The organism is Actinoplanes cyaneus (genome assembly GCF_016862095.1).
Taxonomy (GTDB): domain Bacteria; phylum Actinomycetota; class Actinomycetes; order Mycobacteriales; family Micromonosporaceae; genus Actinoplanes; species Actinoplanes cyaneus.
This window is the reverse complement of the sequence record NZ_BOMH01000009.1, coordinates 1-14,077: the sequence shown is the minus strand read 5'-3', so window position 1 is coordinate 14,077 and position 14,077 is coordinate 1. Positions and strand designations below refer to the sequence as shown.

At 70.6% G+C, this 14,077-nt stretch carries 15 protein-coding genes; 6 read left to right on the top strand and 9 right to left on the bottom strand.

Translation table 11 applies throughout. The features are described 5' to 3' along the window. The first annotated feature begins 338 nt into the window (after positions 1–338). Positions 339–1,256, top strand: coding sequence for a serine protein kinase RIO (locus tag Acy02nite_RS06625; RefSeq protein ID WP_425548143.1), 918 nt, complete (start codon positions 339–341; stop codon positions 1,254–1,256). 141 nt (positions 1,257–1,397) lie between these two features. Here the strand turns inward: Acy02nite_RS06625 and Acy02nite_RS06620 are convergent, their stop codons facing one another. Together Acy02nite_RS06620 and Acy02nite_RS06615 are read right to left on the bottom strand one after the other, a co-directional pair. After that, positions 1,398–1,643 (bottom strand): DUF2630 family protein, encoded by a 246-nt coding sequence (locus Acy02nite_RS06620; RefSeq protein WP_203738917.1) that lies wholly within the window; start codon positions 1,641–1,643, stop codon positions 1,398–1,400. A gap of 326 nt (positions 1,644–1,969) precedes the next feature. Further along, a complete protein-coding gene (locus Acy02nite_RS06615; protein ID WP_203738916.1) occupies positions 1,970–2,548 on the bottom strand; it encodes a TetR/AcrR family transcriptional regulator in 579 nt (192 codons plus the stop codon). Positions 2,549–2,702: 154 nt separating this feature from the next. Between Acy02nite_RS06615 and Acy02nite_RS06610 the strand changes: the two genes are divergently transcribed. From Acy02nite_RS06610 to mug, 4 genes are all read left to right on the top strand, one after another. Next, positions 2,703–3,353 (top strand): HAD family hydrolase, encoded by a 651-nt coding sequence (locus Acy02nite_RS06610; RefSeq protein ID WP_203738915.1) that lies wholly within the window; start codon positions 2,703–2,705, stop codon positions 3,351–3,353. 224 nt (positions 3,354–3,577) lie between these two features. After that, the gene (locus Acy02nite_RS06605; protein ID WP_203738914.1) at positions 3,578–4,321 is read left to right on the top strand and encodes a helix-turn-helix domain-containing protein; all 744 of its coding nucleotides are present in this window, start codon (positions 3,578–3,580) and stop codon (positions 4,319–4,321) included. A gap of 4 nt (positions 4,322–4,325) precedes the next feature. Continuing rightward, positions 4,326–5,084 (top strand): SDR family oxidoreductase, encoded by a 759-nt coding sequence (locus tag Acy02nite_RS06600; protein ID WP_203738913.1) that lies wholly within the window; start codon positions 4,326–4,328, stop codon positions 5,082–5,084. Then, on the top strand, positions 5,081–5,632 hold the full coding sequence (mug, locus tag Acy02nite_RS06595; protein ID WP_307872273.1) for a G/U mismatch-specific DNA glycosylase: 552 nt from the start codon (positions 5,081–5,083) through the stop codon (positions 5,630–5,632). Before Acy02nite_RS06600 ends, mug begins: the two co-directional genes overlap by 4 nt. Here the strand turns inward: mug and Acy02nite_RS06590 are convergent. From Acy02nite_RS06590 to Acy02nite_RS06570, 5 genes are all read right to left on the bottom strand, one after another. Next, on the bottom strand, positions 5,625–5,852 hold the full coding sequence (locus tag Acy02nite_RS06590) for a hypothetical protein (protein ID WP_203738912.1): 228 nt from the start codon (positions 5,850–5,852) through the stop codon (positions 5,625–5,627). The genes mug and Acy02nite_RS06590 overlap by 8 nt on opposite strands. Continuing rightward, the gene (locus tag Acy02nite_RS06585) at positions 5,849–7,780 is read right to left on the bottom strand and encodes an ABC transporter ATP-binding protein (RefSeq protein ID WP_203738911.1); all 1,932 of its coding nucleotides are present in this window, start codon (positions 7,778–7,780) and stop codon (positions 5,849–5,851) included. The genes Acy02nite_RS06590 and Acy02nite_RS06585 overlap by 4 nt, the downstream gene beginning before the upstream one ends. A 90-nt stretch (positions 7,781–7,870) precedes the next feature. Beyond that, positions 7,871–8,671 carry an enoyl-CoA hydratase/isomerase family protein gene (locus Acy02nite_RS06580; RefSeq protein WP_203738910.1) on the bottom strand — a complete coding sequence of 267 codons (801 nt, stop codon included), beginning with the start codon at positions 8,669–8,671 and terminating at the stop codon, positions 7,871–7,873. After that, positions 8,668–8,895, bottom strand: coding sequence for a helix-turn-helix domain-containing protein (locus Acy02nite_RS06575; RefSeq protein WP_014441759.1), 228 nt, complete (start codon positions 8,893–8,895; stop codon positions 8,668–8,670). The genes Acy02nite_RS06580 and Acy02nite_RS06575 overlap by 4 nt, the downstream gene beginning before the upstream one ends. Positions 8,896–9,380: 485 nt before the next feature. After that, entirely contained in the window at positions 9,381–10,985 is a 1,605-nt protein-coding gene (locus tag Acy02nite_RS06570) for an ABC-F family ATP-binding cassette domain-containing protein (protein ID WP_203738909.1), read from the bottom strand. Positions 10,986–11,162: 177 nt separating this feature from the next. On the opposite strand from Acy02nite_RS06570, the gene ypfJ reads away from it, so the two are divergent. Next, complete coding sequence (gene ypfJ, locus Acy02nite_RS06565) at positions 11,163–12,092, top strand: KPN_02809 family neutral zinc metallopeptidase (protein WP_203738908.1); 930 nt, start codon at positions 11,163–11,165, stop codon at positions 12,090–12,092. A gap of 69 nt (positions 12,093–12,161) precedes the next feature. Here ypfJ and Acy02nite_RS06560 read toward each other — a convergent pair whose 3' ends face one another. Beyond that, positions 12,162–12,794 carry an acVLRF1 family peptidyl-tRNA hydrolase gene (locus Acy02nite_RS06560; protein WP_203738907.1) on the bottom strand — a complete coding sequence of 211 codons (633 nt, stop codon included), beginning with the start codon at positions 12,792–12,794 and terminating at the stop codon, positions 12,162–12,164. Between the two features lie 134 nt (positions 12,795–12,928). After that, positions 12,929–13,561 (bottom strand): LysE family transporter, encoded by a 633-nt coding sequence (locus tag Acy02nite_RS06555; RefSeq protein ID WP_203738906.1) that lies wholly within the window; start codon positions 13,559–13,561, stop codon positions 12,929–12,931. Between the last annotated feature and the right edge of the window lie 516 nt (positions 13,562–14,077).

Genomic DNA, 14,077 nt, shown 5'->3' with positions numbered 1-14,077 from the left:
GCCTGTCTCCGCTGTGGTCCAGACCGTCGCTCCCGCGGGGACCCTTCCGATCCGAGCAGGCCGCTGGGGCGGCCAAAACGCTCAGATCGAAAGGGCGACCTCCGTGGGTGGGCACGGTCAGAGCAGAAAAGAGCCCACACAAGCGCGAATAAATCGGTTGCGCGGGCTCACGGCGTGGGGAAATGTCGTGGGCGCACCGCGGTGGCATCGCCGCGCGCACTGTCCGGCCCGTCCACGGCCGGCTCGAGAGAAGAGGGGGGTGGCCACGAGATGGCTGTCTTTGCCGTTGCTGTTTTTCCGGCTTCCCTGACAACTTCTTTCTCCGAGGAGAACCTCCAGTGCGAGAGCACGACTCCTACGGTCCGGCCACCATGCGCCGCGGCCGTCGCAAGTTCGACGACGACGAGTCCGACTTCCTGAAGCGCGGCCGGCTCGAGCCGGCCCTCCAGGAGGATCCCGACCTGCCCGAGGTCGGTGATCGCTGGTCCACCTGGGACGGCGCCCTGCACGGCCCCGACCCTCGGCCCGACTGGCTGCGCACCGAGCACGGCGCGGTCGACACCGAACTCGGCGTCCTGAAGACCGGCAAGGAAGCAGACGTCTTCCTGGTCCGGCGCTGGCTGCCGGCGACCGGGCAGGTCAGCATGCTCGCCGCGAAGCGTTACCGGGACGGCGAGCACCGCATGTTCCACCGCGACGCGGGATACCTGGAGGGCCGCCGGGTCCGCCGGTCCCGGGAGATGCGGGCCATGACGAACCGCACCTCGTTCGGCAAGGAGCTGATCGCGGGGCAGTGGGCGGCCGCCGAGTTCGACGCACTCGGGCGGCTGTGGCAGGTCGGCCAGGAGAGCGGGCTGGTCTGCGTGCCGTACCCGGTGCAGCTCATCGGCACCGAAGTGATGCTGGAGTTCATCGGCGACTGGGAGACCGGGGAGGCCGCGCCACGGCTCGCCCAGGTCCGTTCCGGCGCCGAGGAGCTCGACGACCTGTGGCGGCAGATGGTCGACGCGCTGTCCGTGCTGTCCCGGGCTCAGGTGGCACACGGCGACCTGTCGCCCTACAACACGCTGGTCCACGACGGGCGGCTGATCCTCATCGACCTGCCGCAGATCGTCGACATGGTCGCCAACCCGCGCGGCGCCGAGTTCATCGCCCGCGACGTCACCAACGTGGCCACCTGGTTCCGGGCGCGCGGCCTGCCGATCGACACCGAGGAGCTGATCGAGCGGCTCCTGCTCGAGGCGGGACTGCGGTGAGGCCCCGACCGGACCCACGTCCGGTCCCGACCCGCACGTCGCGCATCACGGGTTGCCGCCGCCCGCGCGACAACCGGCCCGCGGGCCGCTGACCGGGCCCGGTGTGCGGCCGCCGTTCGAGAGCGGCGGCCGCGCACCGGATCACTGCAGGTAGCTCTCCACCTCGCTGACGCTGTGTGCCTGCTCGGAGTCGGGGTTGTTGCCGACCTCCCGGGCGGCACGGCGGCGGCGCAGCAGATCCCAGCACTGGTCGAGAGCCTCCTCGACATCCTTGAGGCGGGCATGCTCATCGGTGGAGGAGATCTTGCCCTGGCTCAGCTGCTGACGCAGCTGGTGCTCCTCCTCGACCAGGCCGTGAATGCGGGTCAGCACACTGTTGTCATCCATGCCCGAAGCCTATTCACCTCGGCCTCGAACCCCACACACCCCCGCACGTGTCCGACGTCGCATCCCCCGACCCGACCGCACCCCACCAGCCCCCACGCCGTCAGCGCGCACACCGCCAGCCGCCACGCCCTCAGCCCGCACGCCGTCAAGCGGCACGCGACCCACTGCCCGCACCGGGCCGCGGCGCGGCGCACGGTCCCGGCTGGTTCTCATGGGCGTTATTCGTCCCGAATAACGCCCATGAGAACCAGCCGGAAGAGCGGGCCGCGCAGCTTCCGGGCCTGGAAGCGGACATCGCGTCCGGGGTGACCGCGCCCGGGGCCGGGTCAGTGCCGGCGGACGGCGTCCTCGACCAGGTCCAGGACGCGCGCGAGATCGCCCGGCGGGCGGCCGGTGGCCAGGTGCAGGACGAGCCCGTCATAGGCCAGCTCCAGGAACTGCGTGAGCACCTCGACCGGGACGTCCTGCCGCAGCACGCCGGCGTCGCGCTGGCGCTGCAACCGCTCCCGGGTCGCGTCGGCGATCGCGGCCGAACGCTCCGCCCAGCGCTTGGCGAACGCCGGGTCGGTGCGCAACCGGTGCGACACCTCGAGCTGCGTGCCGAGCCAGCCGGCCGTGTCGCCGTCGCTGTTGCCGGCGCGGCCGAGCAGGTCACGCATCACCTGGACGAGGCCGTTGCGGGCGACCGTCTCGACCATCGTGGCCGCGTCGTCCTCGGCGACGGCGAGGAACAGCGACTCCTTGTCACGAAAATGGTGGAAAATCGCGCCTCGGGACATGCCCGTGGCTTCCTCGAGACGGCGGACCGTGGCGCCCTCGTAGCCGAAGCGCGCGAAACAGCCCCGCGCCGCCGTGAGGATCTCGTGGCGACGGGCGTCGAGCTGGTCCTGGCTTACCCTGGGCACACCGCTGATCGTGTCACGTGGCCCCGGCGTCTTGCAATCCGTACGTACGGCTTTTAAAGCCACGATCGGATGACGCTAATTACGTCAAGTCTTCCGCTTTTTGTTTACAGTCCTGGACTGTTCGCTTCGGGCGCCGCTCACGTAAAGTGCCCGGGTGCCTCTAGTCTTCCTCGCCCTGGACGACACCCTGCTCGACCGCAGCGGTGCGTACCGGCTGTGGGCTAAAGGTTTCCTCGACGAGATCGGCGCCTCGCAAGATGATCTTGATTGGCTGGTCGCCGTGGACGCCGACGGCCTGACCTCCCGGTGGGATCTCGCCGACCAGATCCGGGACCGCTACCAGCTACGAGTGCCGGCCATCGATCTCGTCGACGAGCTGCACGAGGGCCCGCTCGCCTTCGAGCGCCTCGACCCGATGGTCGGCTGTGCCCTGGAGATCGCCGCCGACGCGGGCCTGATCCCGGTCATCGTCACGAACGGCGCCACCGAGCAGTCCGAAGGGCGCATCCGGCGTACGGGGCTCGACCGCTATGTCGCCGACTGGGTGATTTCGGAGCAGGCCGGCGTCAGCAAACCCAACCCCCGCATCTTCGCCCTCGCCGCGCAGAAGGTGCGGATGCGACTGGCCGGCGCCTGGGTCGTCGGCGACAGCCCGGAGGCCGACATCGGCGGCGCCGCGGCTCTCGGTCTGCCCAGCGTCTGGCTGCACCGTGGCCGCGAGTGGATGGACACGCGGTTCGCCCCGACACGCGTGGTCGGCAACGTCATCCAGGGCTTGTCCGCCATCATGGCCGCCCGCGTCTGACCGGGCTGGCACTCACGGTCGGATTCCGGCCCGGAAACAACCCTCAGCACCAGCCGGCGGCCCGCGGCTGGCGGTCACGGTCGTAACCCGGCGCGGAAGCAACCCTCAGCACCAGCCGGCGGCGCGCGGCTGGCGGTCACGGTCGCAACAACAGGTTTCGGTGGCAGCGGGCATTACCCCGGGGGTAATGCCTTTGCGGCGGATGGGCGCATACCGTGGCGGGCATGAGCGCCGTAGGGCAGTTGTTGCGCACGTGGCGGGGCGAGCGCCGGTTGAGCCAGCTCGATCTTTCCGCGCGGGCGGGCGTCTCCGCACGGCACCTGTCCTTCGTGGAGACCGGGCGATCGCGGCCGACGCGGGACATGATCCTGCGGCTGGCGCGGGAGCTGGACGTACCGCTGCGGAATCGCAACGAGTTGCTGCTGGCCGGCGGCTATGCCCCGGCCTATTCCGAGGCGGACCTCGATGATCCGCCTCTGGCGGATGTCCTGCACGGGCTGCGGCAGGTGCTGGACGGGCACGGGCCCTGCCCGGCGGTGCTGGTCGATCGGCATTGGACGATGGTCGACGCGAACGCCGCCGTGACGCGGTTCACCGACGGCTGCGCGCCGGAGCTGCTGGAGCCGCCGGTGAACGTGCTGCGCCTGGCCCTGCACCCGAGGGGCCTGGCGCCGCGGATCGAGAATCTCGTCGAGTGGCGCACGCACCTGTTGCACCGCCTGGACCGGCAGGTCGCCGTGACCGCCGACCCGGTGCTGCGGGAGCTGCGCGCGGAGCTGGGCGGTTATCCCGGTGGCGAGATAGCCGCCGGGTCGCCCGGGGTCGTCATCCCCTTGCGGTACGACGGTCTGAGCTTCTTCACCATGACCGCCGTGCTCGGGACGCCGCGCGACGTGACCCTCGCCGAGCTGGCGATCGAGACCTTCCTCCCGGCCGACGCGGCCACGGCTGCCGCTCTGGGAAGATAGGGACATGGATCTCGGGCTGTCCGATCGTGTCTTCATCCTCACCGGCGCCTCACGAGGGCTGGGCCTGGCCACCGCGCAGGCGCTCGTCGCCGACGGCGCGCGGGTGGTGATCTCGTCACGCGACGAGGAGAAGATCGCCGACGCGATCGACGTGCTCGGTGACGGGAACGCCGTCGGGGTGGCCGCCGATCTGACCGATCCGGACACTCCGCGCGAGCTGGTGGACACGGCGACCGAGCGGTTCGGCAGGCTGGACGGCGCGCTGGTCTCGGTGGGCGGCCCGGCGCACGGCACGGCCGCGAGCATGAGTGACGACCAGTGGCGCTCCGCCTTCGAGACGGTGTTCCTGGGGTCGCTGCGCGCGGTGCGGACGTTCGCGTCGGCGCTTCCCGAGGGTGGCGCGATCGGGCTGGTGCTGTCCACGTCGGTGAAGGCGCCGCTGAGCGGGCTCGGCCTCTCCAACGGTCTGCGGCCGGGCCTGGCGATGGCCGCGAAGGACATGGCGGACGAGTACGGTCCGCGGGGCATCCGGGTGTTCGGGATCATGCCGGGCCGGTTCATGACCGACCGGAACCGGGAGTTGTTCCAGGCCACCGGTGATCCGGCGACCGCGGCGGCCGAGGTGTCCGAGCGCATCCCGGTGCGGCGGATCGGGGAGCCGGCCGAGTTCGGCAGTGTCGCGGCGTTCCTGCTGTCGCCGGTGGCGAGCTACGTGACGGGGTGTGTGATCCCGGTCGACGGCGGCTCCCTGCGCGCGCTGTGACGGTCTTCCCGAAGCCGACCGCCGAGGAGGTCGCGGCGGCCGGTGACCGGACCATTCCCGATCTCGTCGGGCCGGACCTGCGGATCCTGTTCTCCGGGATCAATCCGAGCCTCTACTCGGCCGCGACCGGTCACCATTTCGCCCGCCCGGGCAACCGCTTCTGGCCGACGCTGCACGGCGCCGGGTTCACCGACCGCCTGCTGCACCCCTCCGAGCAGCAGCTGCTGCCCGCGCTGGGTCTGGGTATCACGAATGTCGTCGCCCGGGCCACCGCCCGCGCGGACGAACTGTCCCCGGCGGAGCTGGTCACCGGTGGCGCGATCCTGGCCGAGCTGTCCGACCGCCTCCGTCCGCGGTTCCTGGCGGTGCTCGGCGTGACGGCGTACCGTGCCGCGTTCGGCCGCCCCAAGGCCCGGATCGGCCGGCAGCCGGACACGGTCGGCGGCGTCCCGGTCTGGGTCCTGCCGAACCCGAGCGGCCTGAACGCCCACTTCCAGCTCCCGGACCTGGTCCGCGAGTTCACCGCGCTGCGCGAGGCCGCTACCTGAGGCCGGTCCGCGGTGCGTCGTCGCCGGGGCGTGGCGGAAGGACGCGCTGCTCGTGGATCGCCGTCTCGCGACGGGACAGGTCCGCCGTCGGCCGGTAGACCTCGTCGATCGGGCCCATGATGCCGCCACCGATGCCCTTGCGCTTCACCCAGGCGCCGAAGCGGGCGAACGCCCAGAGCAGGGCCGTCAGCACGATCGCGAAGACCAGGAAACCCGTCACGGCTCCACGGTACCGGCGGGCACCGTGACGATCTCCACATCATCCGAGGCGGCGAAGGGCGTGCCGGACGCGGCGAACTGGGTCCGGTACAGGTCGGCGTAGAGCCCACCGGCGGCGACCAGCTCCTCGTGCGTCCCGCGCTCGACGACCCGGCCGCGGTCGAGGACCACGATCAGGTCAGCCTCCCGGATGGTGGAGAGCCGGTGCGCGATGACCAGCGCCGTCCGGCCGCGCAGCGCCGTGGTCAGCGCCCGTTGGACGGCCGCTTCGGACTCGCTGTCGAGGTGAGCGGTGGCCTCGTCGAGGATCACGATCGACGGCTGCTTGAGCAGGAGCCGGGCGATCGCGATCCGCTGCTTCTCCCCGCCGGAGAACCGGTAGCCACGCTCGCCCACCACCGTGTCGAGGCCGTCGGGCAGGGCACGGACCAGGTCGCCGACCTGCGCGCCCTCCAGAGCGGCCCACATCTCGTCGTCGGTCGCGCCCGGACGGGCGTACCGCAAGTTCTCCTTGATGGTCTCGTGGAAGAGGTGCGAGTCCTGCGTGACCACGCCGACCGTGTCCCGCAGCGAGTCCAGGGTCGCGTCGCGGACGTCGATGCCACCGACCAGGACCGCGCCCCCGCTGACGTCGTAGACCCGGGAGACCAGCATCGACGTGGTGGACTTGCCGGCGCCGGACGGGCCGACGAGCGCGACCAGCTGGCCGGGCTCGACGGTGAAGTCGACACCGTGCAGGACCGGCGCGTTCTCGGTCCGGTCCAGGGTCGCCACGTCCTCCAGCGTCGCGAGCGAGACCTCGGCGGCGCTCGGGTAGCGGAATCGCACGTCGCGGAACTCGATGCGCCCCGACCCGGCCGGGATCGGTGTCGCGCCCGGCTTCTCGGCGATGCCCGGCTTCAGGTCGAGCACCTCGAAGACCCGGTCGAACGAGACGAGGGCGCTCATCACGTCGACGCGGACGTTGCTGAGTGCGGTGAGCGGGCCGTAGAGGCGGGTGAGCAGCAGCGCCAGGGTCACCACGGTGCCGGCGGACACCTCACCGCGGACGGCGAGCCAGCCGCCGAGCCCGTAGGTCAGCGCCTGTGCCAGCGACGCGACCAGCAGCATGGCCACGAAGAACGTGCGGGAGAACATGGCCTGCTGCACGCCGATGTCGCGTACGCGCTCTGCCCTCTCCTGGAATTTCGACGCCTCCGCCTCGGGCTTCCCGAAGAGCTTGACCAGCAGCGCGCCGGAGACGTTGAACCGCTCGGTCATCGTCGCGTTCATCTTGGCGTCGAGGTCGTACGACTCCCGGGTGATCTCGGCGAGCCGCTTCCCGACCCGCCGCGCGGGGATGATGAAGGCCGGCAGCAGGGCCAGCGAGATCACCGTGATGGGCCAGGACAGGCTGAACATCACGACGGCGGTGAGCACGAGCTGGATGACGTTGCTGAGCACGCCGGAGAGGGTCGACGTGAACGCCCGCTGCGCGCCGACCACGTCGTTGTTGAGCCGGCTGACCAGCGCGCCGGTCTGGGTGCGGGTGAAGAACTGCAGCGGCATGCGCTGCACGTGGTCGTAGACCCGGGTGCGCAGGCTGAGGATGATCCCCTCGCCGATGCGCGCCGAGTACCACCGCTGGGCCAGCGAGAGCAGCGCGTCGGCGACCGCGAGGCCGGCGATGAACAGCGCGATCCGGATGACCGTGGCGGACGCTTCCGGGCCGCCCCGGGTGATCGTGTTGATGACGTCGCCGGCCAGCAGCGGGGTGGCCACGCCGATGACGGCGTCGAAGACGACGGCCAGCAGGAAGACCGCGATGTCGCGGCGGTACGGCCGGGCGAAGCGCATGATCCGCTTCGTCGTGCCGGGTGTGATCTCGTGCTTGGCGACCTTGTCAGCGCTCTGGATCGAGCGCAGCATGTTCCAGCTCGTCATACTCATTGCCGTCACCTCCCGGGAGTCAGCAACCCGGGAGGCGACAACACTATTCCGTGGCCGGGACCGCTCCGCTGCCCTGAGCGGTCCCCGCTCCTACTCCCCGGACCCGAGCAGTTCCGCGAGCCGGCGGGTCTGCGCCTCCCGCTCGGCACGATCCTGCTCCGGGTACGACCGGCCGGGCGCCCCGCCCAGCAGGCCCTTGATCTCGGCGACCGCGTTCGCGTCCCCGGCCAGCACGGCGGCTGACAGGTCGGCGACCGCGTCCTCCAGATCGGTCCTCGGGACCACGGCGGTGGCGAGGCCGATCCGGTCCGCCTCGTCGGCCGCGATCCGCCGGCCGGTAACACAGATCTCCAGCGCCCGGGACGGTCCGACCAGTTCGGTCAGTCGTTTCGTCCCACCCAGATCGGGCACCAGGCCGAGCGTCACCTCGGCCATCGAGAACCGTGCGTCATCGGCGAGCACACGCATGTCACAGTTCAACGCCAACTGGAAGCCGGCGCCTATGGCATGCCCCTGCACCGCCGCGATGGACACGATGGACGGACTCCGCAACCACGTGAACGCGGCCTGGAAGCCCGCAATCCGATCGGCGCAGTCAGCGGCTGACAACTGCGCCAAGCGAGCCAGTGAGGAATCGCCGCCGCCCTTGGCAACAGACAGATCCAGGCCGGCGGAAAACGCACGGCCTTCGGCTCGCACAATGACGACGCGGACGTCGCCCGGCAATTTCCGGGAAATGTTGCTGAGCTCCGCCCACATGGCCGGAGTCTGTGCATTGAGAACGTCGGGCCGGCACAACGTGACCGTCGCGACCGGCCCAGCCTGTTCGTAGCGAACGCCTACTTCGTCGGCGGTTGACGTTTTTACCGGCTCGGCGTCGGCCGCTGTCACGCCTTCTTGCGGCGGCGGGCCCCGCCGCGCTGGCGCAACTGCACACCGGATTCGGTGAGCACGCGGTGGACGAATCCATAGGAGCGGCCGGTCGAAGCGGCAAGCGCCCGGATGCTCTCTCCGGAGGTGTAACGCTTCACCAGGTCCTTGGCGAGCGACTGCCGCTCGCTACCGACGATTCGACGACCCTTCTCAGTACTGGTAGCTGTGCCAGTGGCTGCCATCTTGAATCCTCACGTCGCAGACAGTGCGGTCAGATACGGTCCCACCTATTACACCGCCTCCAACGATCATGCGCCAGGCATCTCGCGTCGAGGAACGTGCCCATTTATTACTGTCAGGAACTTGACGGTTACCACGGGCATCAATGTCAGACCGTTTGCAGACTGCGCCTCGAGCGACATTTACGGGGCGTCACCCGAGGCGCGGGAGCCTCTCCAAGACCATCGATCACCTGCAGAAACACTCGATCGAGGCGCCACCCTGCGAGACCGGACGGACACGCTGTGCATGCGCTGTGAGGGGACTGTGCGGGACGGTCAGCCCGTACGGGCTCAAGTCCGACGTGCCCGCAAACGCCCGAACATCGCACTGTCTGTGTGGGCACCAGTTGACAACTGACGATGCCGTTGATCCTGGATCACCCGATCCGGGCGGTGCTCCGTAGTGGGACCTCGCCTCGCACGCGGCCCCCACTACCGACCACCGTCTAGGCGAGCTCGACCAGCTCCAGCATGTCGTCGCTCCACGTGTCCTCGTCGCCGTCCGGCAGGAGGATCGCCCGGTCCGGCTTGAGCGCCGCCACACACCCCGCGTCGTGGCTGACCAGCACGATCGCGCCCGGGTAGTTGGCGATCGCGTCGAGCACCTGCTCGCGGCTGACCGGGTCGAGGTTGTTCGTCGGCTCGTCGAGCAGCAGCACGTTCGCCCCCGAGCAGACGAGCGTGGCCAGCGCCAGCCGGGTCTTCTCACCACCGGAGAGCACCCCGGCCGGCTTGTCGACGTCGTCACCGGAGAAGAGGAACGCGCCCAGGATCTTCCGCAGCTCGGTGTCGGTCTGCTCGGCGGCGGCGCTGCGCATGTGCTCCAGGATCGTGCGGTCCACGTCCAGGGTCTCGTGCTCCTGCGCGTAGTAGCCCAGCCGCAGGCCGTGACCCGGGCGCACCTCACCGGTGTCGGACTGCAGCAGGCCGCCGAGGATGCGCAGCAGGGTGGTCTTGCCGGCGCCGTTGAGGCCCAGGATCGCCACGCGCGAGCCGCGGTCCACCGCCACGTCGACATCGGCGAAGATCTCCAGCGACCCGTACGACTTCGACAGGCCGGTCGCCGTCAGCGGCGTCTTGCCGCAGGGGGCGGGACTCGGGAAGCGGACCTTCGCCACCTTGTCCGAGCTGCGGACCTCCTCCAGGCCACCGAGCAGCTTCTCGGCGCGCTTCGCCATGTTCTGCGCGGCGACGGTCTTGGTCGCCTTGGCGCGCATCTTGTCGGCCTGGGCCATCAGGGCGCCGGCCTTCTTCTCGGCGTTGGCGCGCTCCCGGCGGCGGCGGCGCTCGTCGGTCTCGCGGGCCTCCAGATACGTCTTCCAGCCCATGTTGTACATGTCGACGACCGCGCGGTTGGCATCCAGATACCACACCTTGTTGACCGCGGCCTCGAGCAGCTCGACATCGTGGCTGATCACGATCAGGCCGCCCTTGTGCTGCGCCATGTAGCCGCGCAGCCAGGCGATCGAGTCCTGGTCGAGGTGGTTGGTGGGCTCGTCGAGCAGCAGGATGCCCTTGCCGTTCTGCCCCGAGTTGGCGAACAGGATGCGGGCCAGCTCGATCCGGCGGCGCTGACCGCCGGAGAGGGTGCCGATCGTCTGGGCGAGCGCCCGGTCGGGCAGCCCCAGGTTGGCACAGATGCGGGCGGCCTCGGCCTCGGCGCCGTAACCACCGAGGGCGGAGAACTGGTCCTCCAGCTGGCCGTAACGCCGGACGAGCTTGTCGTCCGAGCTCTCCTCCAGCTGCACCTCGAGCTTCTGCATCTCGGCGAGAATCGTGTCCAGCCCGCGGGCCGAGAGCACCCGGTCGCGACCGGTCACGTTCAGGTCGCCGGTGCGCGGGTCCTGCGGGAGGTAACCGATCTCACTGGTCCGCTCGACCTGGCCCGCGTACGGAATCCCCTCGCCGGCCAGCACCTTGAGCGTCGTGGTCTTGCCCGCGCCGTTGCGGCCGACCAGGCCGATCCGGTCGCCGGGCTGCACCCGCAGGGTGGTCGGGGACATCAGGATTCGTGCGCCGGCGCGGAGTTCCAGACCGGTGGCGGTGATCATCTAGGGCTTCTCGCTCTCGGGGATCGGGCTGACTCGGGCGCATCTGAGATATCGGCAGGTCAGCCTTCGCGGAGCAGCACCGCGCCATCCTACCCGGGAGGCGGCGGCACCTCCCAACCGATTAGGCAGCAAGATCATCGGGTACACGCGTGACAACCGTGGCGAAGTGAGGACGGCATGGAACTCAATGAGAACGCCGAGATCGACACCAGTCAGGTCGAGGACGGTCGCGGCTCGGGCGGCGGCGGGGGCGGCTTCGGTGGTCTGCCCATCGGTGGCGGTGGCCTGACCGGCATCATCGTCACGGTGCTGCTCGCCCTGGTCGGTGGCTACTTCGGCATCAACAACCTGGGCGGCGGCGGCAGCGGCAGCTCGGGCACCGGCGACAACGCGAAGATCGAGCAGGAGTGCAAACAGGCCGAGGCGAAGAAGCAGCTGGACTGCCGCAACGCGCTCTACGTCAACTCGATCCAGGCCTACTGGGCGACCGAGTTGCCGCAGGCGTTCGGCAAGCAATACACGAAATCGGTCACGCACATCTTCTCCGGCCGGGTGAGCACCGGCTGCGGCGCGGCGGACTCCGGCGTCGGGCCGTTCTACTGCCCGGCCGACAAGAAGGTCTACATCGACCTGACGTTCTACGACCAGCTGGCGAAGGAGCTGGGCGCGCCGGGCGAGTTCGCGCAGCCGTACGTGCTGGCCCACGAGTACGGCCACCACGTGCAGGACCTGCTCGGCACCGAGGCCAAGATGCGCCAGGCGCAGAACTCGAATCCCGACCAGGCGAACCTGGAGTCGGTCAAGCTGGAGCTGCAGGCCGACTGCTACGCGGGGGCCTGGGCGAAGGGCGCGACCGGCACGACCGACGCCAAGGGCAACAAGATCTTCAAGAGCCTGACCGCGTCGGACATCCAGGAAGGCATCCAGACGGCCGGCCAGATCGGTGACGACACACTGCAGCAACGTGGCGGTGGCACCATCAACCCGGCGGAGTTCACCCACGGCACGTCGGCAGACCGGCAGAAGTGGTTCAGCACCGGTTACAACTCCGGCGACCCGAAGCAGTGCGACACGTTCGCGCCGGGCGCCGTCAAAGAGGGAGACTGACCGCTTCCGGTCATCCTGACCTCCGGCCGCCGACCCGCACCTGGCGCGGGACGGCGGCCGGACCCGTACTCACCCCTCACGGATCAGGATCGGCACCGCCCGCGCCGCCGGAATGGCGTTCAGCAGCACGGCGTGACGCGGCTCCGGCACGTCCAGCAGGCGCCCGGTTCGCAGCTCGGCGAGCGGCGCCAGCGGGCGTTGCGCCAGGATCGCGTCGATCGCGGCGCGGTCTCCGCCGGTGACCAGGGCGGCCAGGGTCCGTACCTCGGGAAGGAGAATGCGCCCCGCGATGCCGGCGCTGTCAGCGGTGGCCGCCTTCGCCTGGTTGTCCCGCCGCCGGGCGAAGCGCTGCTGCGACCAGCCGCCCGCCGCTGTCCGGCCCTGCACATAGTGGGTGTCCACCTTGGAGGCGACCAGCTCGGTCCCGTCGGCGATGCCCGCGGCGACCGCACCCTTGCGCGCCAGCAGCAGCCCGAGCCTGCGGGGCGTCCGCGCCGCGGCCAGGAGCTCGGTCACCGTCGCCGGCTCGCCCGCTCCCGGCGGGGCGGTCAGCGTCGCCAGCGCGCCGTCCTCGGCGATCAGGAGCAGACCCTCTTCCCGGTACGGACCGTGCCGCCCCGCGAAGTTCGCCAGCCAGCGTTCGAGCCGCTCCGGTGCGACGTCCACCCATTTCCCGCCGCCGGCGGCCGGCCGTTCACCCATTCTTGTCAGACTACGGTGGCAGGATCCGGCGTGGTGGTGTCCCGGTTGCGGCGTGCCCCCAGCGGCGCGATCCGCGGGCAGAACCCGGTGGGTGAGCCGGTCGGTCCGCCGGGGACGACCCGGCCGTCCGGCGGTCAGGAGTCGAACAGGAGACGAAGGGCCAGGGCGGCGATCACCAGGCTGGACGTCAGCGCGGTGAGGAGGCGGCCGCGGGGACCGGTCAGCAGACGGCCCACCAGGGAGCCGCCACCGGCGATCAGCAGCTGCCAGCTCGCCGACGCGAGGAACGCGCCGAGCACGAACCGGACGGCGCCGCCCATGCCACTGCCGCCCGTGCCACCGCCGCCCGTGCCACCGCCGGCCAGGACCAGCGCGACGAAGTAGATCACGGTGGCCGGGTTGAGCAGGGTCAGAGCGAGGATCCCGGCATACGCGCGGAACGCCGTGGCGGGCCGTTCCTCCCGCACGCCGCCGCCGGGGCCACGGATCGCGCCCCACGCGGTCCACGCCGCGAACAGCAGCAGCACGACGGCGCCCGCCCAGCGCAGCGGCCCGGCGATCGGGGCGACGACACCCGCGACGGCCGCTCCCCCGGCGACCGCGACGCAGGCGTAGATGCCGTCCGCGGTGGCCGCGCCCATCCCGGCCGCGGCGCCGACCCGCAACGACACTCGGGCGCTCAGACTCACGATCAGGGCGCCGATCGCGCCGACCGGCACCGCGATCCCGTATCCGGCGACGACGCCGGCCAGGAATCCCCCGCTCACGACCGTGCTCCGCTCAGGACGGCGTCCCGCTCACGACGGTGCACCACTCTGCTCACGACGGCGGCAAGGCCATGATCGGCCGGCCGGGCGGTCACGACGGCTGCTTCGGCACCGCCGTTCCGCGGGCGGCCTGCTGCTGTCGCCCGGGCCGTCCGGCCGCGGGGACAGGGACAGGGAGGTAAGCCCTCGATTCGGTCACGCCGCCATCATGCTGGGCCTCGGCTCCGGCAGCCAGCGATTTCCGGCCACTTCGCACCGCCGCGCCCGGTCACGGGAACCGGGGCACGCAAGCGCCACGCCGCGGCACGGGAACCGGGGTACGCAACCGCCACACGGGTCGGGACGGCGACGCGGGTTGCGGCTCCGGCTGGTCCTCACGGTTGTTATGAGGCACGAGTAACAACCGTGAGGACCAGCCGGAAGAGCGAGCCGCGGCGCTTCCGTGCCCGAAGTGGAGGTCGCGTCCGGGGTGACCGCGCCCACCCACGGAGATCGCCCTCGTGGGTTTCGCGTTCT